The organism is Vibrio sp. CDRSL-10 TSBA (assembly GCA_039696685.1).
Classification (GTDB): domain Bacteria; phylum Pseudomonadota; class Gammaproteobacteria; order Enterobacterales; family Vibrionaceae; genus Vibrio.
The window spans coordinates 878,457-901,119 of record CP155565.1 but is presented as its reverse complement, the minus strand read 5'-3'; the positions used below and the strand labels follow the sequence as shown (position 1 = coordinate 901,119).

Here is a 22,663-nt window from a genome sequence, read left to right as displayed (position 1 = left end):
TGCTCTTATCGGTAATCAGCAGCAGGTTTCGCGATGTCTTCAGTGGTTACCGCGGCATTTTCACCACCGACGGCTTCTTTAGCACGATCACTGAATGTTTCTGTTGCGTTCGCAGAACGCTCTTTCTGTGCGGTATGGAAATGGCAGGTCAGGTCGACAAAGCGCTCACCGGTGATCCACTCGATCAGATCACACCAGTGGCTGCCGATATCCGCAAACGCACGTGATGCGCCGCCTTGTTTCGGGTCCACACGCCAGTTGTTGTCAGTCTGTTCCAGCAGCCAGTCTTGCAGGTAGCTGCCGTGGATCAGGTGCAGCAGACCAATTTCACCGCTTTCCAGACGCGCTTTCGCTTCACGCACCATAGGGTGGTAGCGGTATACAAAAGGTACGCCGGTGACAACGCCTTTTTCCTGAGCCAGTTGCTGCAGCTCCAGTGCATCTTCCAGGCTGGTAGCAAGTGGTTTTTCACAGATGACATGTTTACCCGCTTGCAGCGCCTTTTTGGCCATCGGGTGGTGGAAACGGTTCGGGGTACAGATGTGTACCACGTCAACCTTTTCACTTTGCAGGGCATGGTCAAGGTCATCAAATACCATCACACCCCATTTATCGGCGATGGCCTGAGCTTGTTGTGGGTTTGCGTCCACTAACCCAAGTACATTTACTCCAGCAGCTTTCAAAGAACGGAAGTGCACGTGGGCAATCATTCCCGTTCCTATGATTACTGCATTGATACTTGACTTACTCATTCTACGCTCCATTATTGCTTGGTGTATGTAACATTACATTTGTTACATACAAACTAACGCAAAATTGATGATTCGATAAATTAATCTGAGATCTTTAAATGCGTTTTTTGTCATGTATCACAATCTAAATCGGGTTTGAGAGTTGGATCACGGCCTGTTTTTGCACTGCAAAGTACGAGTGAAAAGATAGAGCGCCAATGCAATACGTGTTACATTTGTTTCATGTTGTAAGAGAGAGGTAAGAAAGGTCTATGCGTCCTTCTGTCGCCGATGTGGCTAAATACGCCGGAGTCTCCACGGCCACCGTTTCAAGGGTTTTGAACGACAGCCAGTCGATTCGCCCGCAGACCCGGGACAAGGTGAAAAAAGCCATCGAAGCCCTGGGTTACCAACTACCGGAAAGCAATCCAGTCATGAAACTGAATGGCACTAAACTGGTGATGGTGTTGGTGCCAAATATTGAAAACCCGTTTTACAGCGGTATCGTCAACGGTATTGAAGCGGCGGCCCGTGAACACAGTTACTCGGTTATTCTCACCAACACTCAGGGTGATAGCTGGGAAGAGCTGAAGTACCTGGATATGCTGGAGCAGAAACAGGTGGCCGGGATCATCAGCCTCGATCCGATGACCGCTCAGCTTGAATTGCCGGAACGTATCGTCAATCTGCCGTGGATCGCCTGTTCGGAATATGTGCCTGACTCTCAGGTCGCTTATGTCAGTATTGACCACAAACAGGCCGCCAAAGATGCAGTGCTGTATCTGGTTTCCAAAGGGCATAAACGCATTGCGTTGGTCAACTCGGATGAACGCTACATTTATGCGCAGCAGCGACGCGAAGGTTATATCAGCGCGATGGAAAGTGCCGGGCTGACCATTGAAGAAGGCTATATTCAGTCCATGGGCGGCATTGACTATCCCTTGGGTGAACTGGCAGCCCGCCGTTTGATGACCCTGCCTCAACCGCCGACCGCCATATTCTCTGTCTCTGATACCCTGGCGATTGGTGTCATGAAAGCAGTGTTCCGTATGGGTAAAGCTGTACCGCAAGATGTGGCCGTGATTGGATTCGATGACATTCCTTTGTCAGACATGTTCGAGCCGTCACTGACGACTATCCAGCAGCCTACGTTTGAGATGGGGCAGGCGGCGATGAAAATGCTCACCCAGCGTATTGACGGTCACTCTGCTGCTTCAAAAATCATTCACCATTCTCTAATGGTGCGCCACTCTGCTTAGCGTGCGGTTTTGTGAAACAAACAGCATTTAGCCAGACATTGGCTGCTACTCTTTATCTATCTGAATATCATTATTTCGTTGCAACGCTCACGATTACGGTCGCTGGGCGTTGACTAGTTATGTATTGAAATGTAACGTTCCATTTTTGTTACATTTAATTTGATAAACCAAATAATAGTCAACGTGCCCATGCAGTTGATTTTGCGTGTTTTAAAGGAGAGGTCATGTCGGAACAGTTTGCTTTGGTCGGTGATATTGGGGGAACCAATGCCCGTTTGGCGTTGTGTGAATTAGCGACGGGTGAGATCAGTGATATCGTTACCTATTCAGCGGCGGAACATGAGTCACTGGAATCGGTGATGCGTCAGTATCGTGCACGCCACAATACGACCATTTCTTCGGCCTGTATCGCGATCGCCTGCCCGGTGACCGGCGATTGGGTTTCTATGACCAACCATGACTGGGAATTTTCGATTCAGGAACTGAAAAGCCAATTAGGTTTACAAGTGCTTGAGGTTATCAACGATTTCACCGCGGTCTCCTTTGCGATACCAAGCCTGAAAGTGGCAGATCGAGTCCAGATTGGCGGAGACCAACCGGTAGAAAATAAGCCGATTGCGGTTTACGGTGCGGGAACCGGCCTGGGTGTGGCTCAGCTCATTCATGGTGGTAACTTATGGCACAGTGTTCCTGGCGAAGGTGGTCACGTTGATCTGGCGCCATGTACCCCTGAGGAAGATGAACTGGTGGTCTACCTGCGCAGCAAATTTGGCCGGGTTTCTGCTGAACGTTGTCTGTCCGGGCAGGGAATTCGTAATATTTACGATTTTGTGGTCAGTAATCGCGGTGAAACACCGCAAGATCTGACGCCGGCGATGATCACGCAGCAAGCGTTAAATGGTGAGTGCAAAGATTGTGAGCGCACCCTGAACCTGTTCTGTATTTTAATGGGACGCTTCGGTGGTAACCTGGCATTAACCAACGGTTCGTTTGGTGGTGTCTATATTGCTGGTGGTATTGTACCGAAAGTGCAGGATCTGTTTGTAAAATCGGGCTTTCGTGTAGCATTTGAAGATAAGGGCCGTTTTAAATCTTACCTCAAATCGATTCCGGTTTTCCTGATCACGCATCAGGAGCCGGGGTTACTGGGTGCCGGTACTTATGTCCGCCAGGCACTGAACTACAACATCGACTAATCCTAAGGCTGGCGCTGTAAGTTGGTGCGTCTGACCGAAAAATCGCTGGCGATTGTCGAGCAGTATGCGGAAATCGCCGCAGGGGTACTGCACGATGCTCAGCAGGGCAGAGAACAGTCAGAAACTGCAAATCAGCAAGCAACAGTTGTCGGGGGTGATTAGCAACCTGCGTCAGCTCAATCAGCAATATTAACGCGAAATAAGCCCAGACAGGCTGTCACATAAACCTGTAACTCATAAGGAGCCACAATGACAAAACGTAACGCACTGATCACTAGTGGCGAACACGGTGCGCTACTTAGCGAGTGAGGCGAGTCTGCATATTACCGGTACGTATAATCCTGTCTGCGGCGGTGCCTATCTGCCATAGCATCCCGGCGGGTCATACCGACCGTTTGTGACCCGTCAGGGTTGCGGCTTACCAAGCAAACCCCTAGCGCCGCCTGGCTCAGATCAGGCGGCGTTTTTTTATGGGTTCTGAGAGTGGCTATGGCCGAGGTCAGGACGTTGCAGATTTGAGATTTATGTTTGCGAAGTCAGAAGACAGAGGTGGCAGTGACGTTAAGTAGCCCGCTGATAACTAAGCGTTAATTTGATGCTTTATATGGGTAAAGTTGCATTTGAGCCGGATCTGAGTCAGTTTTGTTGGATAATTATTCCTTGTCAGGGTGTGAAAATAGTCATTTATCACAGTTTACGTCAGGCGACTTTTATTGTGTAATTGCGCCTTTGCTTTTTTTAGTCGTTTACACTATCAACACACAAGGAAAGAAATGGACAATCAAGTACAGTCATCCCGTAAGGGTTTTTGGTCAGGCATGGCGCTGTGGAAAAAAATCCTGATTGGTATGGTGGCCGGTATTATCGTTGGCGCGCTGATGGGCCCAAGTGCTGCATTGCTTAAGCCAATCGGTACTCTGTTTATTAACGCGATTAAAATGTTGATCGTGCCTCTGGTGTTCTGTTCTCTGATCGTTGGTATTACATCGATGAAAGACACCCGCAAGATGGGGCGTATTGGCGTCAAAGCCGTGGTGTTGTATCTGGGAACGACCGCCGTTGCAATTGCCATTGGTCTTGGCCTTTCTGCTCTGCTTGAGCCAGGCGCTGGACTGAACATGGTTGCCAAAGATCTTGATGATGCCGGTAAGAGTGCGCCACCTCTGGTGCAGACGCTGTTGGCTATGATCCCGCAAAACCCGGTGAATGCTCTGGCGGCGGGTAACATTCTGCAAATCATCGTTTTTGCGGTTGGTCTTGGTGTTTCCCTGGTGTTGGTGGGTGAAAAAGGTGAACCGGCAGTGAAACTGTTTGAAAGCCTGGCGGAAGCCATGTACAAGCTGACTGAACTGGTGATGAAACTGGCTCCGTACGGCATCTTTGGTCTGATGGCCTGGGTTGCCGGTACTTACGGTCTTGACGTCCTTCTGCCGCTGATCAAAGTGATTGGTGCGGTGTATCTGGGTGCGCTGATCCACGTGCTGGTGTTCTATTCAGGCGTGTTGAGCCTGCTGGGCCGACTGAACCCAATCAAATATCTGCGTGCGATTACTAACCCTGCAGCGGTTGCGTTTACCACATCGAGCAGTTCAGGTACCTTGCCTGCGACAATTAAAGCGTCTCGCCAGGACATGGGTGTGTCTGAAGGTGTGTCGAGTTTTGTTCTGCCGCTGGGTGCAACCATTAACATGGATGGTACTGCACTGTACCAAGGTGTGTGCGCGCTGTTCATCGCGCAGGCGTTTGGTATCGACCTGCAAACCTCAGACTACCTGACCATTATTCTGACCGCGACACTGGCCTCGGTTGGTACTGCAGGTGTACCGGGTGCGGGCCTTATCATGTTGTCTCTGGTACTGAGCACGGTTGGCCTGCCTGTCGAAGGTCTGGCGATTGTGGCGGGTATTGACCGTATTCTGGATATGGCGCGCACGACCATTAACGTTTGTGGTGACATGATGGTGGCGGTTCTGGTTGCGAAAAGCGAACGTGAACTGGACGAGACTGTTTATAACAGTTAATCAGCGTAACGCCTGATGTCTGTAAAGCCCCGGTCTGTGCCCTGTCTCTTGATCACATCTCATAGGTCAAGAGACTTGGCTAACAGATAACCTTCAAGGATGGTTTGTAATAAGAACCATCCTTCCCATAACCGCTCCCAACCCACACGACCATTACGTTTCGAGTCATACCATCCCGCGAGCTTGCCGAGATTGATGTATGCCCAGTACACACTTGGTGCTCTTTTAGGGGGGCGCGTCTTTTCCTGTTTTGACCAAAGTAGCTTCCAAGCAACCGGACTCAAGAGCGTTTCACAACTCTGTTTTTCCGCTTCTTTTTTGTTCAGACCAAGATAACGCAGTTGATGAACACGAACGGCTATGAACGCTAGGATGACGACCATCTTTTCTAAATTCTCTTTATTTTGCATACGGAGCTCCTCAACCTGTGTTCCTCCGCTTTTCCAGGCTTTGTGGAACTCCTCAATCAACCAGCGTTTTTCATAGTAATCCAAGATACGCTTAGCATCCTCTTTACTCAACACTGGCTCTGACGTGAGAATATGCCAGCAAAGGGCCTGCTCGTGATTCGTTTCCTGACAGCCCACATAGTACAATGAGACGGGTTCACCTCGTTTGTTTGCTGGCATTTTGATGGTGATTGGGGCATATCGAACTTCGCAGATAGCCTCTCGAGCTTTACGTCCTCCTCGTTGCTTAACCTGAACTTTTCTTTCATCTGCGGGCTGTAAGGCATCACTAAATGAGTACAGCTTGTCTGTACTCTCTTCGATGCACCGGCTTTGCATCGATCGGACGACAAAGCGTTGTCGGTTGGTCATTTTATAGGTCAGGTATTCAATGATGTCGGCTTCTCTGTCACAGACGGAGATAACCTTGTCTATCACTGAGCCGAGACGTTTTTCCATGGCTCTCGACGCACGTTCCCATTTAAAGCTTTCCTTCTCTTCATAGGCTCGGTTACCTCGCTGAGCTTTCTTTCCATATAAGCTCATGTCCCTTATCCAGCGCTCCTGCTCAATCAACCCCACAACCTGCTTCTCCTCGGGAGCAAACAGCAACACGGAGTGAGCATGCATGCCTTTGGCGCTTTTCCTAGAGGTGGTATATCCCATTTCATCCCTGACGGTTCGATGGGTAAAGTCCAGTGAGGTTGTATCTTCCAAAGCCAGTAGACAGTCATAAGATTGAGCCAGTTTCGGCCGTTGCGGCAAAGCCTGCTTCTGCAATCGATTGAGAGTCAATAGCGTGATTGCGGGTAAAACGGTAAGCGGCTTCAATGTCAGAAGGAGATTTTAAAGATTGCACAATAGACTGCCCTACGTGATTAGCAAGAGATGCGGTGAGTTTAACTAAACGTTTGGTTCGTCTAAGATCTCCGAGATTAGCTTGTGAAAAAGTCTCAGTCGCCCATTGCTCTGCATCTGTTAAAAACACCATACTTTACCTCAACACTTTGTTTTTTGTTGAGATCATAAAAATCGACAAAAATTCAAAAAAAAATCCCTCAACTTTCATCGAGGGATTTGTGTAGGAAAGACAGGGTCTGTGCCGGGGCTTTTTATTGTCATCCCTAAACCACCGCCTTGGGCGGTGGTGATTGTTATGTAATGGAAATAGCCTTTGAAAAGTAAAAGAAATTTGATTTGTGCAGTGGTATCGTGGTCAGGCACAAAACCGAAACAGAGGTGATTATGGCAGTTCGTTTTATGTTGGCGCAGGATGTTCCCGGGGCCGCTCTGATTCATCAGGTGGCTTTTCCGCGTCAGCAATATTCACAGCAATGGCTCCAGTGCAGTTTCAAAGCCGCGCCACGCACATTTTGTCTGGTCGCAGAGAAACGAGGGGAAGTGGTCGGTTATATCATCTGGGCGCAGAAAAGCGGTTTTCGTCCTCAGGTCGTGCTGGAAACTGGAACAACTGGCCGTTGAACCTTCTTATCAGGGCCAGGGGATTGGTCGTCAGTTACTGACAGATTCCCTGCCTTTGGTGAAAGAGCAGTTACGCAATCAGGGATCCACTCTGAAACATATCCTTATCACTACCCGGGCCGATAACCGGGCACAGAATCTGTATCGCCAGGCACTAGGCGCGGAAGTCGAAGCGACACTGAGCGATCTCTACAGCGCCGACGAAGTGATTATGATTGCCCGCCACGTCGATGTGTAGCGTTTAAGTCAGTGTACGTAAAGCCTGTCTGGCGCAGGGCTAATCAGTTCCGTGTTACTTAACTGTGGCGTTCAGCTGTTGGTGAGCTCATTGGACGCTGAGCGGTAAGGACTTCATAGCCATTGGCGGTAACCAGTACCGTGTGCTCTGACTGGGCAGAGAGTTGATTATCTGAAGTCGCGACGCTCCAGCCATCTTGTCGGGTATAGACTTTGTCACTGCCAAGATTGAGGATGGGTTCGATGGTAAATACCATCCCTTCACGCAGTGTCAGGCCGCGGTTGGGCAGGCCGTAATGTAAAACCTGCGGTGCTTCGTGCATTTCGCGGCCAATCCCGTGCCCACAGTATTCCCGAACAACGCTGTAACCATGCGATTCAGCAAAACGCTGGATCGTGTAACCAATATCACCCAGCATGGCGCCGGGCCTGACTTGCCGGATCCCTGCCCACAATGCCTGTTGACTAGCACTGACCAATGCCCTGGCGGCCACGCCGGCGTTCGGCATCAGATAATTTTTACTGCAATCAACAATAAAACCGCCATGTTCGAGTGTGACATCCAGGTTGATGATGTCTGTCTCGCTCAGGATCTGGTCGGGGTGTGGTACGCCGTGGCAGGCAACTTCATTAACAGAGCTGTTAATCGCATACGGATAGCCATATTGCCCTTTGCTGGCGGGGCGTGCGCCCAAAGTTCGGACAATAAACTCCTCAACCCGATGGTTGATTTCCATGGTTGAACGGCCGGGAATGACGAACTCATCAAGCATATCAAACACTTGTGCCAGCCGTTGGCCCGCTTCGCGCATTAGTGCGATTTCCTGCGCGTTTTTGATGTGTACCGTTCTGTCCATAGCGGTTTCCTTACGCTAGTTTTTGTATCAGATCCAGCGAGCAGCTTGCGGCCCATTTTTTGGGGACGTGTTCGCGCGGCAGGTATCGGATGTACAAAAACAGTTGGTGTGGCGGTGTCTGCAGCTTAATGACTAATAGCTTGATTGTATGAGTTGTCGGAAAGGCGTCAAGATAAAGCGGATGTTATAACAATCGATTGGACTTAATTCGAACTGAACAGCGTGACGCCGGGATGAAAAACGCTCGTCCGGATCGCAATTTGCCATCCGGACGAGCTGACGCTTATTTGAAAAAGCTGACTTGTTGTTTAAGGTGAGTGGCTAACTGGGATAAGTCTTCAGCGCTTTGTGATGTTTGCGCTGTCGTCTCACGACTTGAGCTATTGAGCTGGCTGATTTCGGCAGCGCTCACCGCCACTTCCTGAGAAACCTGAGCTTGCTGCTCTGCAGTTGCCGCAATCGCATCAGACTGACCGGCAATGTCACGCACCTGCTCGGCGATAGACTCTAGTGAATGACCGGCTTCCTGCGCTTTATTCAGTACCGCATCAGCGCTGTTCTGACTTAATTGCATCAGAGATACGGCGTTATCGGTAGATGTTCTCAGTTTATCAATAATACTGACCACATCTTTGACCGACACCTGAGTGCGATGGGCGAGAGTTCGAACTTCATCGGCGACCACAGCAAATCCGCGTCCTTGTTCACCGGCACGGGCGGCTTCTATCGCGGCATTCAGGGCCAGAAGATTGGTCTGTTCGGCGATTTCGTCAATCATTTTAGTGACGGTATGAATACTGGCACTGTCGTCACTGACCTGATGGATAGCCGAAGCGGATTGATCAAGTTGATCATTAAGCTGAGCCACATCAATACAGACCATCTCCACCATCGATAAACCGTTTTGGGCATTAATATCCGCTTCGCGGACGTTGCCGGCGATGGCTTCAACCTGTTGGGCAACCGCCTGTGCGGAGGTGGCCATTTCTTCAATCGCTGCAACGGCTTGTTCGACCTGCTGCTGCTGAGCGTCAGCCTGTTTGAGATTATGACGCGCGTCACCCAACACGCTGGCGGATTGGTTGTGAACCTGATCGCTGGTGGTACGAATGTCACCCACCAGTTCATTCAGGTGCTGTGCCATGTCGGCCACACTGTTCGTCAGGCGGGTCACTTCATTACGTGAGAGTGAGTTTCCTTTGGCAATATTAAGGCTCACTTCGCCCTGATTGAGGCGATCCATGTAACCGGACAACAGTGTCAGTGGTTTGGTGGTGCGAATAATAAATACAGTGATCACCGCGAAAGTCAGTGCAGCACCGATGGCGGAAATAACAGAGATTAACAATAACAGTTCGCGGCTGGCTTTGGTCACTTCAGAGGTATACGTTCCGCCCAGCACTTTCCAGTTCCAGCCTTCAATGGTAGAGAACACCAGGTATTTTTCAGCCACGTTGCCTTGTTGACGCTCAGGATAGAGAATCAGTCCGCTTTGTTGCTCAAATACCGCACTAAACGGTTTTTCACCATTAGCGTCTGTGGTATCCAGCAGTGTGGTACTGCTGCCTGTCAGCGTCGGATGCAACAGATAATGGCCGCGCTGAGTGCTGCTATTGTCAACGATCATGGTGTAGCCGGTATCACCCCAGGCGATGTTTTTCAGCGCACTAAAGATATCTTGGGCAGCGTCCTCGACCGGAAGTCCGATAAAAGAGATGGCGATGACCTGGCCCTCAAGATCTTTGATCGGTGAGTAATACGTGATGTAGCGTTCGCCAAACAGACTGACCTGAGCGTAGTAGGGCTGCCCTTGTGACAATTGACGGAATCCGGGGTGGTTTCGTCCAAGGAAGGTGCCGATAACGCGATTACCGGCACTGTCTTTAAGCGATGTGGCAATACGTAGCCAGTCATTATCGGATGCTGCGAACAGGGTTGCGACAGCGCCGGTGTCGTGGCTAAAACCGTCGACAATCTGGCTGTTATCCAGCAAGCTGTCACCGTTGAGACGCAGATCGCGTACCTGATGACCGCGAAAAGTGGTCGCATTGCCGGCTTGTACCGCACCTTGCAGGTAGCCGTGTTGGAAACTGGCTTCCAGTACCCGGGCTGTTGTCAGGTATGCATCAAATTGTTCCGCAATGGTTTTAGACATCGCATCGATTTTGGATTGCTGCTCTTTTAAGGTTACCTCTAACAAAACAGCAGATGCGTTACGGTAAACCAGCGCCGCAATACTGCTAAAGGCGAGCAGCAAACATACGGCCATGACGGCCCTAAGCTGGAACCCGACCGTTTTATTTTTGTAGTACTGAATCATGGTTAGTCTCTTCTGATGAATATTATTCTTGTTGTTACTGCCTGGCTAAGCAGTCCATGGGCTGACTATAAGGGAGTGATTTCAGTAGCACTTTGATTTCGGGCAACTTAATTTGTTTTGCTTAGTAACTAAGAATAATTCAGGGAGAACCAAGAGAAAGCTCAGGAATCAGTGAAAGAAAAGACCATTAATCAGCGATTGGCTGAAATTTCATATAAATAAATTGAGAATCTTGGCGATAAGTCGTGAACCCAAAACGTTGATACAGCTCAGTCGCACGGTTACCCTGAATGCAGCACAGCAGGCAGGCACGTTGTAACTGGGTGCAGCGTTTCGTCACGAATGTCAGTATTTCACTGCCCAGCCCCTGGTTTTGATAGGCGGGGAGAACAAAAAAGCGTGAGAAATGAAAGCGCTCATCATGAAGATGAAGACGAAAGGTGCCGACCGCAACTCCGTCAGCACAAATCAGGGTCGGCAGACCCGAGCGCCATTCCTGACGATGTAACTCCAGCTGCAGTTCTTCATCCCAGCCAAATTGCCGGGTAATGACATCCTGCTCGCACAGTTTTTTGAGTTCAAACGCGAACAGATAATCTGCGTTGGTCGCGGGGCGTAAAGAGAGCTTCATACTGTTCCATATAGAAAATCTGGCCCAAATCAGAATCAGGTCCAAATAAAAAGTCAGGACAAAGACGAAAGATGGCTATCAACAGGCATCAGTGTATCCTGCGCTCACTATGAACGATACCAAGTTAATGCAGGATAAAGTATTAATATGTTCAATGTATCTGATCATACCAAATACGCCACCCTGGCGAGCGTTCAGGTCTCTGCCATGGCCTCTAAGCTTTTTTGGTTGGCGCACGCTTGCGAATAGTCGCCATGCATGGCGGCGATAAAACCGTCAACTGCACACTCAACCATCGCCAGGCGGGTCTGGCCGGTCGCTGAAACCGATATGCGGCAGCAAAAATACGTTGTCGAGTTTGGTGAGCTCAGAGCTGGCGGGCAGAGGTTCAACGTCGAACACATCCAGCCCAGCAGCCCGAATCACCTTGTTTTTCAGAGCCGTGATCATGGCTTCTTCATCGACAACCTTACCGCGTGCCGCGTTGATAAAGACAGCACTGGGTTTCATCCGGGCAAACTGCGGCTCACCAATCAATTTGTTGGTTTGCTCACTGAGAGGCACCAGCACAACGATGAAGTCCGATACTTGCAGTAACTCATCCAGTTCCAGACGCTGAGCCGCGAAATCCTGTTCTGCTTCCGGGTTAGCGGAGCGATTGTGATAGCAAATCGACATACCAAAGCCATGATGGGCACGTTTTGCGACTGCGCAGCCAATACGACCCATACCGATGATGCCCATGGTCTTGCCGTGCAGATCAACCCCAAAATGTTGCTCTGCGATGTTTTGTGTCCAGCGTCCATCCAGAACCATATTAGAGAGTTCAACCGCGCGGCGGGCGGCGCCTAATGCCAACAGAATCACCGTATCGGCTACCGTTTCGTTTAATACGCCAGGTGTATGAATCAGCGGGATACCGCGCTGGGTAAGGTAATCAAGATCAAAATGATCCGTACCGACGGAAATGGTTGCTGCGGCTTTGAGATTGGTGGCGGTATCGAGCAGCTGTGCCGGCATATTGACCCCCGAGCCAATAATGCCTTCGGCATAGGTGATAGCATGATGAAATTGGTCACGGTTTTTCGCATCCACGCCATCGAAGCAGGTCAGGTTAAAATGACGTTGTAACTTATTGAGTTCCAGATCCGGAATGGATTTATACAGTACAACATTGGGTTTCATTACCAATCTCCTGATTTTAGTGAAGTAGGACGGCATTAAATCAGGGGACATGTAAAAACCGTATGTGCATAGTGATTAATCACATCACTATATATATTTTCGGTCTATTAAAGCCAACTGACTATGGTTAGATGATTTATTATGCCACTGTATGATCATTCTAAATTATTGCAAATGATTTTATTGAATAAGTTAAATTAGTGAATAACTGGTAGTTAAAATGAGTTTTATGCATAAACAGTGATGAGTTAATTCCATGCGATGGTGATGTGATTTTATTTGTGATTGAGATCTCTTTATATAACTATATTTTAATTATTAAAATTTAGTGACATTGAGTAGCTCTTAGACCAAAGTTCTATTTTTACGGGCCGCTTGTGATGTGTATCTCTGCCTTTGTGAGTTATTACAAAACCGGACTGAATAAAAAGTGAACTTTTTGATAATAGTTCTGATGTTATGCAGGGTCTGATGTTTTAATTTTTATGAGTTGAATAAAAATAAGAAGTCAGATTATGAAAAATGTGCTGCCTCGCTATATCAAAGTTCATCCGGAAGACAATGTCGCTATTGTGGTCAACGATGGTGGTTTGCCGCAGGGAACCTTATTTAATAACGATTTCGCCTTACAGGAAGACATTCCTGAAGGCCATAAAGTGGCTCTGGTGCCATTCGCTCCCGGCGATCCCATCGTGCGTTATGGTGAAGTGATTGGCTTTGCTAACGCTTCAATCCCGAAGGGGGGATGGATCAACGAATTTTTAGTCGACATTCCGGAAGCCCCGCCACTGGATGACATTCCTCTCGCGACCAAAGTCCCCGAACCACTGCCTCCTTTGTCAGATTACACCTTCAAAGGCTATCGCAATGCGGACGGCAGCGTCGGTACAAAAAATCTGCTCGGTATTACAACCAGCGTTCATTGTGTTGCCGGCGTGGTTGATTACGTGGTGAACCTGATTAAACAGGATCTGCTGCCTAAGTATCCGAGCGTTGATGGTGTAGTCGCACTCAACCATTTGTATGGTTGTGGTGTCGCCATCAATGCGCCTGCGTCGGTAGTGCCGATCCGTACCATACATAATCTGGCTTTGAACCCCAACTTCGGCGGCGAGGTCATGGTAGTTGGCCTCGGTTGTGAAAAATTACAACCGGAAAGACTCCTGCAGGGAACGGATGATGTTGAGACGATTAACGTCGCACCCGAAAGTATCATTTCCCTGCAAAGCGATAACCATATTGGTTTTCAATCCATGGTGCGCAGCATTCTGGCAACCGCTGAAATGCATCTGAAAAAACTCAATCAGCGTCAGCGTGAAGATTGTCCGGTATCTGAGCTGGTCGTGGGCATGCAGTGTGGCGGCAGTGATGCATTTTCAGGTGTCACGGCTAACCCGGCAGTGGGTTATGCGTCTGATTTGTTGGTCCGCTGCGGCGCCACCGTGATGTTTTCGGAAGTCACCGAAGTGCGTGATGCGGTTTATCTGTTAGGACCCCGTTGTATTGATGAGCAGGTTGGCCGGCGCCTGATGGAAGAGATGGCCTGGTACGATCATTATCTCAGCCTCGGCAAAACCGATCGCAGAGAAAACCCTTCTCCGGGTAACAAAAAAGGCGGGTTGGCCAACGTGGTTGAGAAAGCGCTCGGGTCTATTGCCAAGTCCGGCAGCAGCGCGATTGTTGAAGTTCTTTCTCCGGGGCAGCGTCCGACCCGCAAAGGTCTAATTTTTGCTGCTACGCCTGCCAGCGATTTTGTCTGCGGCACTCAGCAAGTCTCATCGGGGATCACGGTACAGGTTTTTACTACCGGCCGTGGGACACCTTACGGACTGGAAGCCGTGCCTGTCATTAAGGTGGCGACTCGTTCTTCGTTGGCGCGCCGCTGGCATGATCTGATGGATATCAATGCCGGTACTGTGGCGACCGGAGAAAGCTCACTCGAAGAGATGGGCTGGGAAATTTTCAATCACATTCTGGCCGTGGCGAGCGGTGATAAGCAAACGTATTCCGACCAGTGGGGCTTGCATAACGCACTGGCTGTGTTTAATCCGGCTCCTGTAACCTGATAACTGAGATAACCGATAGAAGAGATATAACAAAGACAACAATTAACGTGAAACGAGAGGAATTTATGAAAAAACTGATTAAACATGCGATTGCCTTCTCTTTGATGGCATTGCCTATGGTCGCGATGAGTGCTGATAAGCCGAACTTTGGCAATATCCGTGTGGTGATCGGCTCGAAATCGACCGGAGGCGATACGTATCAGGCCGCCGCCATTATTTCTGATGCGCTGGCAAAAAAACTTGATACCAACATCAAGGTGGATGCGGTGGGATCGAGTGCAGCATTCAGCACGCTGAAACGTGTTGGCAACGGCAGTACCATCATGATTTTTCACGATCAGTCATACTTGGGTAATCTGTACGGCACTCGCGGTTACTACGATATTTTCAACCAATATATTATTGGTCCCACTTTCGCGATTAACCCGGCTAACGCCTATCTTGTGCCGAAAAAATCACCCTACAATACGCTGGATGACATCATCAATGCTGTTGGTGAAGGCAAAGAAATCCGCGTAGCGATTCAACCGGGTGGTGTTTCTGAAATTGGCTACAGTGCGGTGAAAAATGCCATTAAGATGAAGTATCCGGGTCAGGAAAGTCATTTTATCGCGGTGAATACCGGTTCTCAGGCTGATAAGAACCAACAGCTGTTTGATGGTCTGGCTGATATGATTCAGGGCAGTTTACCGGCGAATGAACAATTTACCCGCTTGCCTGAATCGGATCAGAAGGCGATGAAATTTGTCTGGCTAACTTCAACCAAAGATACCATTGCGGACGTCAACAAAAACGGGTTTGGTAGTCTGAGTCAGGAACAGATTTTCTCTTATGCTGAGCCAAATGTCGTGGTGCCGATGGATGCGCAAAGTAACTTCACGTTCGATAAAGAGTTTTTCTTCCTCTACAACAAGAAGATGCCGAAAGACCAGATTGCCTATATCGATAAAGCGTTAAAAGAGATTTATGCCGAGGGCGAAATTCAAAAAACGTTTGAGAAGGCTTTCTTTGTGCCTAACTATCGCGATTCAGCGGATGCCCTCAAGCATCTGCAGGCGAAAAACGATAAATACAAACAAGTGCTTGCCAATATCACCGAGTGACGAGAGTTCGCTTTTTATGGTGGTGATAGCCATGATTAAGCCCACTCTGTGGGCTTAATCATCAGGGGCGATGTTTCTGTTCATCGTTTTTGCTGCAAAGATTGAGTGCTCCGGAAAGACGGATCTCAATTACAACTGCGTTTCTATCCCTTTGATTTGAGGAGATGTCATGAAATACCTGTATATTCTTCGTGGGCCTTTTGGCACCGGTAAAACAGAATTTATCCGGACCTTATTGGCCAATGACAATATCGTCTCGTGCTGGGATTACTATCGGCAGTATGGCCAGAAACCGATGGAATGAAAAATTAAAACCTTATGCGGATGAGTATTGTCGCAACGGAGTCAAAAACCTGATGGAGCAGGGGGCTGACAAGATAGCGGTCACCAATTCCTTCTCCAAATGTGAAGATATGGAATATTTTTACCAGTTGGCAGAACAGCATCAATACACCGTTTTCAGCATGGTGATGACGAATCAATGTTGTGATGAATACAAGAAGAATGTTCCGGATCACGTCATTCAGGATCAAGCCGAGAGACTGACCGCAGACATGAAGTTTTACAGCATCATCTCTTAACCTGCTTTCCCTCAATGTGCTCCCGCTCGCCGGGAGCATTATCTGACTTCTGCCTTGTCCGAATGACCTCTTGCTCACCCTATGTGCGGCTGACCGGCACCTTAGGCTGTTATCTGCTATCTGCTATCTGCTTATTTCCTTTATGCCTAAAAAAGCATCTCTTATAAAAAAATATTACAAAAATTCAAATAAATTGATATTGAACAAGTTTTATAGAGAGAGGATGATAAAAAACGAGATGACACGCACGGTTTTTTGAATGCACCCCTTTGCTTTGCAGATTTTTTGCATCAATCACCGACGTGGAGGTTTTCGTATGAGTAATCCAACTATCGCCTATTTTATCGCAGATACGTTGCGCCAGGCTGGCGTGGAACGCATTTGGGGAGTAACAGGCGACTCGTTGAACGGGCTGAGTGACAGCCTGAGAAAAATTGGTCAGATCGAATGGCTGGGAACCCGCCATGAGGAAGTGGCGGCGTTCGCTGCCGGCGCTGAGGCACATCTGTCCGGGCAGTTGGCGGTGTGTGCCGGTTCTTGCGGGCCCGGCAATATGCACTTGATTAACGGCCTGTTTGATTGTCACCGTAATCGGGTTTCCCGTGTTAGCGATTGCTGCGCATATCCCTTCTGCAGAAATAGGAACCAATTATTTTCAGGAGACTCACCCCCAGGAATTATTCAAAGAATGTAGTGTTTTCTGTGAGTTAGTTTCCAACCCGGAGCAAATGCCTTACTTGCTTGAAACCGCCATGCGTCAGGCTATCCTGCACAATGATGTGGCTGTGTTGGTATTGCCGGGCGATGTGGCGCTCAAACCTATGCCGGAAGGGGTGTTACCGAAGTGGAGTTTGCCTAAGCCGGCTTTGTATACGCCGCATACATCGGATATTGAACAGTTAGCACAGTATCTCAATAGCAGCGACAAAGTGACGCTGATGGTTGGTGCCGGAGTTAAAGGTGCGCATCAAGAGGTGGTGGCTCTGGCAGAAAAACTGCAAGCACCGATTGTGCACGCTCTGCGCGGTAAAGAATACATCGAGTATGACAATCCGTACGATGTGGGGATGACCGGTTTGATTGGTTTTGCCTCCGGTTACCACGCGATGCGTGAGGCGGATACTTTACTGCTTATTGGTACCAGCTTCCCGTACCGGGCATTTTATCCGGAGAATGCCAAAATTGTACAAATTGACAATAACCCCGCCTCTCTAGGTCGTCATACTCAGATAGAATTTGGTGTGCTGGGGGATACGAAAGCGACATTGGACAAGCTGCTTCCTTTTATCAGCAGTGGCCGTTCATCCAAACATCTGACCAACTGTATTGCGAACTATAAGCAGGCGCGCAAAGGTCTGGATGATCTGGCCAGTGGTAAAACCGGGCGTGGCCTGATTCACCCACAATATCTGGCGCGCTTGATTAGTGAGCAAGCGGCAGAGGATGCGGTATTTACCTGTGATGTCGGTACCCCGACCGTGTGGGCGGCACGTTATCTGGAAATGAATGGTCAGCGCCGCCTGATCGGTTCGTTTAACCATGGCTCAATGGCCAATGCGATGTCACAGGCGATGGGCGCGCAAGCGCTGGATCGCACTCGTCAGGTTGTTGCCCTGTGTGGTGACGGTGGCTTCTCTATGCTGATGGGGGATCTGTTGTCTCTCAAACAGCTGGATTTACCGGTTAAAATCATCGTATTCAATAACCGTTCGCTGGGGTTTGTTGCGATGGAGATGAAAGCGGGAGGTTATTTGTCAGATGATACCGATCTGCAGAAACCCGAGCTTTGCCGAAATCGCCCAGGCATGTGGCATCAAAGGCATTCATGTCACTGATCCTGAGGCGCTGCCGGGCGCACTGAGCGAAACGCTGCACTATCCGGGAGCGGTGGTCCTGGAAGTGGATACCGCAAAACAAGAACTGGCGATGCCACCTCAGATCAATATGGAGCACGCGAAAGGGTTTAGTCTATACATGCTCAAAGCGATCATTAACGGTCGTGGCGATGAGATTGTTGAATTGAGTAAAACCAACTGGCTGCGTTAGTAACCAACACGCCCATCAGTAGATAACTGATTTCATCATTCAATACTTAGTAAAAATGGCCTGACGGTAATTCCGTCAGGCCATTTTTTTATAAAACAGACCTTGCTGTCGGTAAGGATTGTGATGGCTATCAGATTTTTACTTGCATCAGCATTTTGTAAAGAAGCACAAAAGCGATTTTGAGCGAAGTTCATTAGGAGTTAACTTATTTTATATAATAAAAACAATGAGTTAATTGTTTTGTGCCCATGTCACACCCTGTTGTTGGATCCTACAAAATAGCCCGTTAACTTAATGCTATTTTTGGAGTTTTTAATAAAGCCTCCGCCTGGCCGATAGCCATATACTAATTCAAACAAAATCAAAATTACCCTACACAAGGAAACGATATGCTCGATGTAAATATTGACTTTGCACAATCGCATTGGTTTTTTCCAAAAATAATCATCACCTGTTTAATCTGTCTGCTCATGATTATTTTGGTAAAAGAGAGAAAAGTAATAGCAGCCAGTGTGAAGGCATTTTCCTGGCAGAAAGTCATCAATAATAATAATTATAAAGCTTACTTTTTTCTGGCCCTGATTAGTGGCTACATATTAATTATGCAACAGCTGGGAGAAGTGTTTCCTAATACTGGTTATGCATTTTTGATTGCGACCGTTCCTTTTCTCTTCATCATTCCATTTCTAATGGAAAAGGAAATAACTCAGAGAAAAGTTATCTATATAACAATAAATTCAATTTTATCACCAGTAATCGCCTGGGTTGTTTTAGGGCAGATGTTTGGGATTACCTTACCTTAATTTTATTACGTGAAACTGAATGTGGAATATCTTATGGAAATTTTGTCACATTTATCTGTCAATATGTTTTTACTGAGCTCCATCGGGGTCCTCATCGGGATTATCTTTGGCGCTATACCGGGCATGACAGCGACGTTAGCGGTTGCGGTCTGCCTGCCATTAACCTATTCACTCGGTCTGAATGATGGCCTGGCTTTACTGCTTGGTCTGTATGTGGGGGGGATCTCGGGGGGGCTGGTTTCCGGCAGTACTGCTTAATATTCCCGGCACGCCCTCTTCCATTACCACGACATTTGATGGTTATCCCATGGCCCAGAAAGGGCAGGGAGAAAAAGCACTCAAAGTGGCGGTCGCATCGTCACTGTTTGGCGGTCTGTTCAGTGCGGTTGTGTTGTATTTCTTTGCCCCTTTCTTAGCAAACTTCGCGATTAAATTTTCGACCGTTGAAAAGTTCCTGCTCATTTTTCTGGCACTGACAGTGATCTCCTCACTCTCAAAACACATGCTGATGGGAATATTCAGTGGCTTGCTGGGCATTTTGATCAGCCTAATTGGCGCGTACGACATTTCTGTCGGCGGTAATGGCGAATATCGTCTCATGCCACAGGCACTGGAAGACCAACTGAGTTTTGGTTTTTCTTTGCTGCCTGTGTTGATCGGTATGTTCGGGCTTGCTGCGATCATCACCGCCTGTTGCCGTGTCAGCCAGGCTGATCATGTGCAAGGGGAGATGATTCAGCTGGATCGCAAAACGCGGTTTGACTGGACAGTATTCAAGGGGCAGTGGTTCAACCTGATTCGCTCTTCGTCGATTGGGACTTTTGTCGGCATGTTACCCGGCATCGGTGGTAGTGCGGCTTCGGTGCTGGCTTATACCCAACAAAAGAACATCAGTAAGAATAAAGATCAAATGGGGAAAGGCTGTCCGGAGGGTATTATCACCTCCGAATCGGCCAACAATGGTCTGACTGGTGGTGCATTGATTCCGTTACTATCGCTGGGCATCCCGGGAGATTCAACCACGGCCGTACTGATTGGTGCCTTTACCCTGCAGGGCATTCAGGTGGGGCCGTTGTTTATCAATGAGAATCTGGAAACCTGGGATTTTATGATTCTCTCGCTGTTTTTCGCCAATTTCGTCATGTTCGCCATCATGTACTTCGCGATTCGTTACGTCGCTAAAGTGGTGATGATTCCTAAGTATATCCTTTATCCCATTATCGTAATGATGTGTGTGATTGGCGCCTACGCCATCAACTACGGTGTGATGTTTGATGTCTGGACCCTGGTGCTATTCGGTGTGTTTGGCGTCGTTGCGCCGAAAATTGGCCTCGAAGTGGTGCCTTTTATTATCGGCTTTATTTTAGGCAAATCGGCCGAAGTCTATTTCGTGAAAAGTATTGAGTCTTACGGAAACCTGTCGGTGTTCTTCACCAAAAGCCCGATCGCTATGTTCTTGTGGGTGATTATTCTGGCCTCGGTGGTGTATGCAATCCGCTCGGTGTTTAAAACAAAAAAGCAGTCGTGCGCTGATAAAAAAATAGCTTAAAGGATGATTAGTATGAATTTCGCAAAAGGTATGCCTGTTATTGAAAATATGTTGGTGATTCCGGTAGCCGGGTACGACAGCATGCTGCTCAATCTCAGTGGGGCACACGCCCCTTACTTTACCCGCAATATTGTCATTTTGGAGGATAACTCCGGCAACATCGGTCTGGGTGAAGTTCCGGGAGGAGAGAGTATCCGTAAAACACTCGAAGATGCGCGGGGTTTTATTATCGGCCGTGGCCTGGGTGAATATAAAAATATCATGAATCAGGTGCGGCATGCCTTCGCTGAACGTGATGCAGGCGGGCGTGGTTTACAGACTTTTGATCTTAGAACGACCATCCATGCTGTGACGGCAATCGAAGCTGCGATGCTGGATTTACTCGGCCAGGCATTGAATGTCTCAGTCGCCTCTCTGCTTGGCGAAGGTCAGCAACGCGATAAAGTCGAGATGCTGGGCTATCTGTTCTTTATCGGTGACCGCAACAAAACCGACCTGCCTTATCAGAGTCAGCCGCAGGATAACTGCGACTGGTACCGCATTCGCCATGAAGAAGCATTAAGCGCTGAGCGGGTTGTGCGTCTGGCAGAAGCATCCTACGAAAAGTATGGTTTCAACGATTTTAAACTGAAAGGCGGTGTATTGCGCGCGGAGGAAGAAGCGGAAGTGATCAAAGCGCTCGCAGCCCGTTTCCCGCAGGCTCGTGTGACGCTTGACCCTAACGGAGCCTGGTCTCTTGACGAAGCGATTCGGGTCGGGAAAGAGCTCAAAGGGGTTCTGGCTTATGCCGAAGATCCGTGTGGCGCTGAGCAGGGTTATTCCGGTCGTGAGGTGATGAGCGAATTCCGCCGCGCCACAGGCCTGCCGACGGCAACCAACATGATTGCCACCGACTGGCGTCAGATGGGACACACCATTTCTTTGCAATCGGTCGACATTCCTTTAGCCGATCCGCATTTCTGGACCATGGAAGGCTCGGTACGTGTGGCGCAGATGTGCCACGAATGGGGCCTGACCTGGGGATCGCATTCTAATAACCATTTCGATATTTCGCTTGCCATGTTTACCCAGGTTGCCGCCGCGGCACCGGGCAACATTACCGCCATTGATACCCACTGGATTTGGCAGGAAGGCAATCAGCGTCTGACCAAAGATCCATTGCAGATTCGTGGCGGCTTTGTCGCTGTGCCTGATAAACCAGGTCTGGGCATCGAGATTGATATGGCTCAGGTCGAAAAGGCGCATGAGCTTTACAAAAATATGGGACTGAGCGGACGCGATGATGCGATCGGCATGCAGTACCTGATTCCAAACTGGACATTCGACAACAAAAAACCGTGCTTGGTTCGTTAAGCGCAGGGAGAGGACAACGCGATGAACGAAAATATTTACCCGAATCATTTTAAGCGTGCACTGCTGAATCAGGAGCAGCGAATCGGTTGCTGGAGTGCTTTGGCCAGCCCTATTACTACCGAGATCCTGGGCCTGGCAGGCTTCGACTGGATTTTACTCGATGGTGAACATGCACCAAATGACATCCAGACCTTCATTCCGCAACTGATGGCGCTTAAAGACAGCCGCAGTGTTCCTGTGGTCCGTCCGCCGGTGAATGATCCGGTGGTGATTAAACGTCTGTTGGATATCGGTTTTTATAACCTCATTGTTCCGTTTGTCGAGACTCAGCAGCAAGCGGAAACTGGCGGTTGCCGCTACCCGCTACCCGCCACAGGGCATTCGCGGGGTTTCCGTCGGACACCGTAGTAATGGCTACGGCACAACCGCTAATTATTTTCAGGATATCAACGACAACATCAGCGTGGTGGTGCAGATCGAGAGCCAGTTAGCGCTGGATAACCTCGACAGCATTCTCAGTGTTGAAGGCATCGACGGGGTATTTGTCGGTCCGAGCGATCTGGCGGCAGCGCTGGGGCATTTAGGCAATGCCAACCATCCGGATGTGCAGGGTGCCATTCGTATGGTGTTTGAAAAAGGTCAGGCGAAAGGCAAAACCATCGGCATTCTGGCGCCGGTTTATGAGGACGCTCAGCGTTACATCGAATGGGGCGCCAACTTAGTGGCGGTTGGTAGTGACTTAGGCGCATTCAAAGCAGCGACACAGGCACTGTGTCAGAAATTTATTAAGTAAA

Annotated in this window: 22 protein-coding genes and 2 pseudogenes; 18 read left to right on the top strand and 6 right to left on the bottom strand. The window is 48.8% G+C overall.

Annotated features, from left to right (window positions below; translation table 11 throughout):
* Positions 1 to 5 precede the first annotated feature (5 nt).
* Positions 6 to 752, bottom strand: a complete 747-nt coding sequence (locus ABDK09_04400) for a Gfo/Idh/MocA family oxidoreductase (GenBank protein ID XAW87481.1) — start codon at positions 750 to 752, stop codon at positions 6 to 8.
* A gap of 251 nt (positions 753 to 1,003) precedes the next feature.
* Here ABDK09_04400 and ABDK09_04395 point away from each other — a divergent pair, with 251 nt between their 5' ends.
* The 4 genes from ABDK09_04395 to ABDK09_04380 all read left to right on the top strand — a co-directional run bounded on the left by ABDK09_04395 (position 1,004) and on the right by ABDK09_04380 (position 5,207).
* Positions 1,004 to 1,990 (top strand): LacI family DNA-binding transcriptional regulator, encoded by a 987-nt coding sequence (locus ABDK09_04395; protein ID XAW87480.1) that lies wholly within the window; start codon positions 1,004 to 1,006, stop codon positions 1,988 to 1,990.
* Between the two features lie 224 nt (positions 1,991 to 2,214).
* Entirely contained in the window at positions 2,215 to 3,186 is a 972-nt protein-coding gene (locus ABDK09_04390; GenBank protein ID XAW87479.1) for a glucokinase, read from the top strand.
* Between the two features lie 21 nt (positions 3,187 to 3,207).
* Entirely contained in the window at positions 3,208 to 3,348 is a 141-nt protein-coding gene (locus tag ABDK09_04385) for a hypothetical protein (protein XAW87478.1), read from the top strand.
* A 611-nt stretch (positions 3,349 to 3,959) separates the two neighbouring features.
* Positions 3,960 to 5,207: a dicarboxylate/amino acid:cation symporter gene (locus ABDK09_04380; protein XAW87477.1), complete on the top strand. Its 1,248-nt coding sequence runs from the start codon at positions 3,960 to 3,962 to the stop codon at positions 5,205 to 5,207.
* A gap of 59 nt (positions 5,208 to 5,266) precedes the next feature.
* Here ABDK09_04380 and ABDK09_04375 read toward each other — a convergent pair.
* Positions 5,267 to 6,647, bottom strand: a pseudogene (locus tag ABDK09_04375) (IS4 family transposase).
* Between the two features lie 269 nt (positions 6,648 to 6,916).
* On the opposite strand from ABDK09_04375, the pseudogene ABDK09_04370 reads away from it, so the two are divergent.
* Positions 6,917 to 7,376 (top strand): annotated as a pseudogene (locus ABDK09_04370) (GNAT family N-acetyltransferase).
* 58 nt (positions 7,377 to 7,434) lie between these two features.
* On the opposite strand, the gene map reads toward ABDK09_04370, so the two are convergent.
* The 4 genes from map to ABDK09_04350 all read right to left on the bottom strand — a co-directional run bounded on the left by map (position 7,435) and on the right by ABDK09_04350 (position 12,368).
* Positions 7,435 to 8,232, bottom strand: a complete 798-nt coding sequence (gene map, locus ABDK09_04365; protein XAW87476.1) for a type I methionyl aminopeptidase — start codon at positions 8,230 to 8,232, stop codon at positions 7,435 to 7,437.
* A 283-nt stretch (positions 8,233 to 8,515) separates the two neighbouring features.
* Positions 8,516 to 10,552 carry a methyl-accepting chemotaxis protein gene (locus tag ABDK09_04360; GenBank protein ID XAW87475.1) on the bottom strand — a complete coding sequence of 679 codons (2,037 nt, stop codon included), beginning with the start codon at positions 10,550 to 10,552 and terminating at the stop codon, positions 8,516 to 8,518.
* A gap of 187 nt (positions 10,553 to 10,739) precedes the next feature.
* The gene (locus tag ABDK09_04355; protein XAW87474.1) at positions 10,740 to 11,183 is read right to left on the bottom strand and encodes a GNAT family N-acetyltransferase; all 444 of its coding nucleotides are present in this window, start codon (positions 11,181 to 11,183) and stop codon (positions 10,740 to 10,742) included.
* A gap of 288 nt (positions 11,184 to 11,471) precedes the next feature.
* Positions 11,472 to 12,368, bottom strand: a complete 897-nt coding sequence (locus ABDK09_04350; GenBank protein ID XAW87473.1) for a D-glycerate dehydrogenase — start codon at positions 12,366 to 12,368, stop codon at positions 11,472 to 11,474.
* Positions 12,369 to 12,883: 515 nt separating this feature from the next.
* Here ABDK09_04350 and garD point away from each other — a divergent pair.
* The 13 genes from garD (at position 12,884) to ABDK09_04285 (ending at position 22,662) form a co-directional block, all read left to right on the top strand.
* Positions 12,884 to 14,434: a galactarate dehydratase gene (garD, locus tag ABDK09_04345; GenBank protein ID XAW87472.1), complete on the top strand. Its 1,551-nt coding sequence runs from the start codon at positions 12,884 to 12,886 to the stop codon at positions 14,432 to 14,434.
* 65 nt (positions 14,435 to 14,499) lie between these two features.
* Complete coding sequence (locus ABDK09_04340) at positions 14,500 to 15,537, top strand: hypothetical protein (protein XAW87471.1); 1,038 nt, start codon at positions 14,500 to 14,502, stop codon at positions 15,535 to 15,537.
* 169 nt (positions 15,538 to 15,706) lie between these two features.
* Entirely contained in the window at positions 15,707 to 15,841 is a 135-nt protein-coding gene (locus tag ABDK09_04335) for a hypothetical protein (protein XAW87470.1), read from the top strand.
* Complete coding sequence (locus ABDK09_04330) at positions 15,819 to 16,118, top strand: hypothetical protein (protein ID XAW87469.1); 300 nt, start codon at positions 15,819 to 15,821, stop codon at positions 16,116 to 16,118. Before ABDK09_04335 ends, ABDK09_04330 begins: the two co-directional genes overlap by 23 nt.
* A 259-nt stretch (positions 16,119 to 16,377) precedes the next feature.
* The gene (locus ABDK09_04325; GenBank protein ID XAW87468.1) at positions 16,378 to 16,812 is read left to right on the top strand and encodes a thiamine pyrophosphate-binding protein; all 435 of its coding nucleotides are present in this window, start codon (positions 16,378 to 16,380) and stop codon (positions 16,810 to 16,812) included.
* Positions 16,813 to 16,846: 34 nt separating this feature from the next.
* The gene (locus tag ABDK09_04320) at positions 16,847 to 17,953 is read left to right on the top strand and encodes a thiamine pyrophosphate-dependent enzyme (GenBank protein XAW87467.1); all 1,107 of its coding nucleotides are present in this window, start codon (positions 16,847 to 16,849) and stop codon (positions 17,951 to 17,953) included.
* Positions 17,877 to 18,164: a thiamine pyrophosphate-dependent enzyme gene (locus ABDK09_04315; protein XAW87466.1), complete on the top strand. Its 288-nt coding sequence runs from the start codon at positions 17,877 to 17,879 to the stop codon at positions 18,162 to 18,164. The genes ABDK09_04320 and ABDK09_04315 overlap by 77 nt, the downstream gene beginning before the upstream one ends.
* Positions 18,165 to 18,553: 389 nt before the next feature.
* Positions 18,554 to 18,967 (top strand): tripartite tricarboxylate transporter TctB family protein, encoded by a 414-nt coding sequence (locus tag ABDK09_04310; GenBank protein XAW87465.1) that lies wholly within the window; start codon positions 18,554 to 18,556, stop codon positions 18,965 to 18,967.
* Positions 18,968 to 19,000: 33 nt separating this feature from the next.
* Positions 19,001 to 19,225, top strand: a complete 225-nt coding sequence (locus ABDK09_04305) for a tripartite tricarboxylate transporter permease (protein XAW87464.1) — start codon at positions 19,001 to 19,003, stop codon at positions 19,223 to 19,225.
* Positions 19,149 to 20,516 carry a tripartite tricarboxylate transporter permease gene (locus ABDK09_04300; protein XAW87463.1) on the top strand — a complete coding sequence of 456 codons (1,368 nt, stop codon included), beginning with the start codon at positions 19,149 to 19,151 and terminating at the stop codon, positions 20,514 to 20,516. Before ABDK09_04305 ends, ABDK09_04300 begins: the two co-directional genes overlap by 77 nt.
* Before the next feature lie 12 nt (positions 20,517 to 20,528).
* Positions 20,529 to 21,869: a glucarate dehydratase gene (gudD, locus tag ABDK09_04295; GenBank protein ID XAW87462.1), complete on the top strand. Its 1,341-nt coding sequence runs from the start codon at positions 20,529 to 20,531 to the stop codon at positions 21,867 to 21,869.
* 21 nt (positions 21,870 to 21,890) lie between these two features.
* A complete protein-coding gene (locus tag ABDK09_04290) occupies positions 21,891 to 22,277 on the top strand; it encodes an aldolase/citrate lyase family protein (protein XAW87461.1) in 387 nt (128 codons plus the stop codon).
* Positions 22,186 to 22,662, top strand: a complete 477-nt coding sequence (locus tag ABDK09_04285; protein ID XAW87460.1) for an aldolase/citrate lyase family protein — start codon at positions 22,186 to 22,188, stop codon at positions 22,660 to 22,662. Before ABDK09_04290 ends, ABDK09_04285 begins: the two co-directional genes overlap by 92 nt.
* Position 22,663: the final 1 nt, after the last annotated feature.

What these genes read in the sequence shown, in the direction of transcription:
- ABDK09_04400 (XAW87481.1), bottom strand. Translation starts at nt 752, where the DNA reads ATGAGTAAGTCAAGTATCAATGCAGTAATCATAGGAACGGGAATGATT.
- ABDK09_04395 (XAW87480.1), top strand. Translation starts at nt 1,004, where the DNA reads ATGCGTCCTTCTGTCGCCGATGTGGCTAAATACGCCGGAGTCTCCACG.
- ABDK09_04390 (XAW87479.1), top strand. Translation starts at nt 2,215, where the DNA reads ATGTCGGAACAGTTTGCTTTGGTCGGTGATATTGGGGGAACCAATGCC.
- ABDK09_04380 (XAW87477.1), top strand. Translation starts at nt 3,960, where the DNA reads ATGGACAATCAAGTACAGTCATCCCGTAAGGGTTTTTGGTCAGGCATG.
- map (XAW87476.1), bottom strand. Translation starts at nt 8,232, where the DNA reads ATGGACAGAACGGTACACATCAAAAACGCGCAGGAAATCGCACTAATG.
- ABDK09_04360 (XAW87475.1), bottom strand. Translation starts at nt 10,552, where the DNA reads ATGATTCAGTACTACAAAAATAAAACGGTCGGGTTCCAGCTTAGGGCC.
- ABDK09_04355 (XAW87474.1), bottom strand. Translation starts at nt 11,183, where the DNA reads ATGAAGCTCTCTTTACGCCCCGCGACCAACGCAGATTATCTGTTCGCG.
- ABDK09_04350 (XAW87473.1), bottom strand. Translation starts at nt 12,368, where the DNA reads ATGAAACCCAATGTTGTACTGTATAAATCCATTCCGGATCTGGAACTC.
- garD (XAW87472.1), top strand. Translation starts at nt 12,884, where the DNA reads ATGAAAAATGTGCTGCCTCGCTATATCAAAGTTCATCCGGAAGACAAT.
- ABDK09_04340 (XAW87471.1), top strand. Translation starts at nt 14,500, where the DNA reads ATGAAAAAACTGATTAAACATGCGATTGCCTTCTCTTTGATGGCATTG.
- ABDK09_04335 (XAW87470.1), top strand. Translation starts at nt 15,707, where the DNA reads ATGAAATACCTGTATATTCTTCGTGGGCCTTTTGGCACCGGTAAAACA.
- ABDK09_04330 (XAW87469.1), top strand. Translation starts at nt 15,819, where the DNA reads ATGGCCAGAAACCGATGGAATGAAAAATTAAAACCTTATGCGGATGAG.
- ABDK09_04325 (XAW87468.1), top strand. Translation starts at nt 16,378, where the DNA reads ATGCACCCCTTTGCTTTGCAGATTTTTTGCATCAATCACCGACGTGGA.
- ABDK09_04320 (XAW87467.1), top strand. Translation starts at nt 16,847, where the DNA reads ATGCCTTACTTGCTTGAAACCGCCATGCGTCAGGCTATCCTGCACAAT.
- ABDK09_04315 (XAW87466.1), top strand. Translation starts at nt 17,877, where the DNA reads ATGATACCGATCTGCAGAAACCCGAGCTTTGCCGAAATCGCCCAGGCA.
- ABDK09_04310 (XAW87465.1), top strand. Translation starts at nt 18,554, where the DNA reads ATGCTCGATGTAAATATTGACTTTGCACAATCGCATTGGTTTTTTCCA.
- ABDK09_04305 (XAW87464.1), top strand. Translation starts at nt 19,001, where the DNA reads ATGGAAATTTTGTCACATTTATCTGTCAATATGTTTTTACTGAGCTCC.
- ABDK09_04300 (XAW87463.1), top strand. Translation starts at nt 19,149, where the DNA reads ATGATGGCCTGGCTTTACTGCTTGGTCTGTATGTGGGGGGGATCTCGG.
- gudD (XAW87462.1), top strand. Translation starts at nt 20,529, where the DNA reads ATGAATTTCGCAAAAGGTATGCCTGTTATTGAAAATATGTTGGTGATT.
- ABDK09_04290 (XAW87461.1), top strand. Translation starts at nt 21,891, where the DNA reads ATGAACGAAAATATTTACCCGAATCATTTTAAGCGTGCACTGCTGAAT.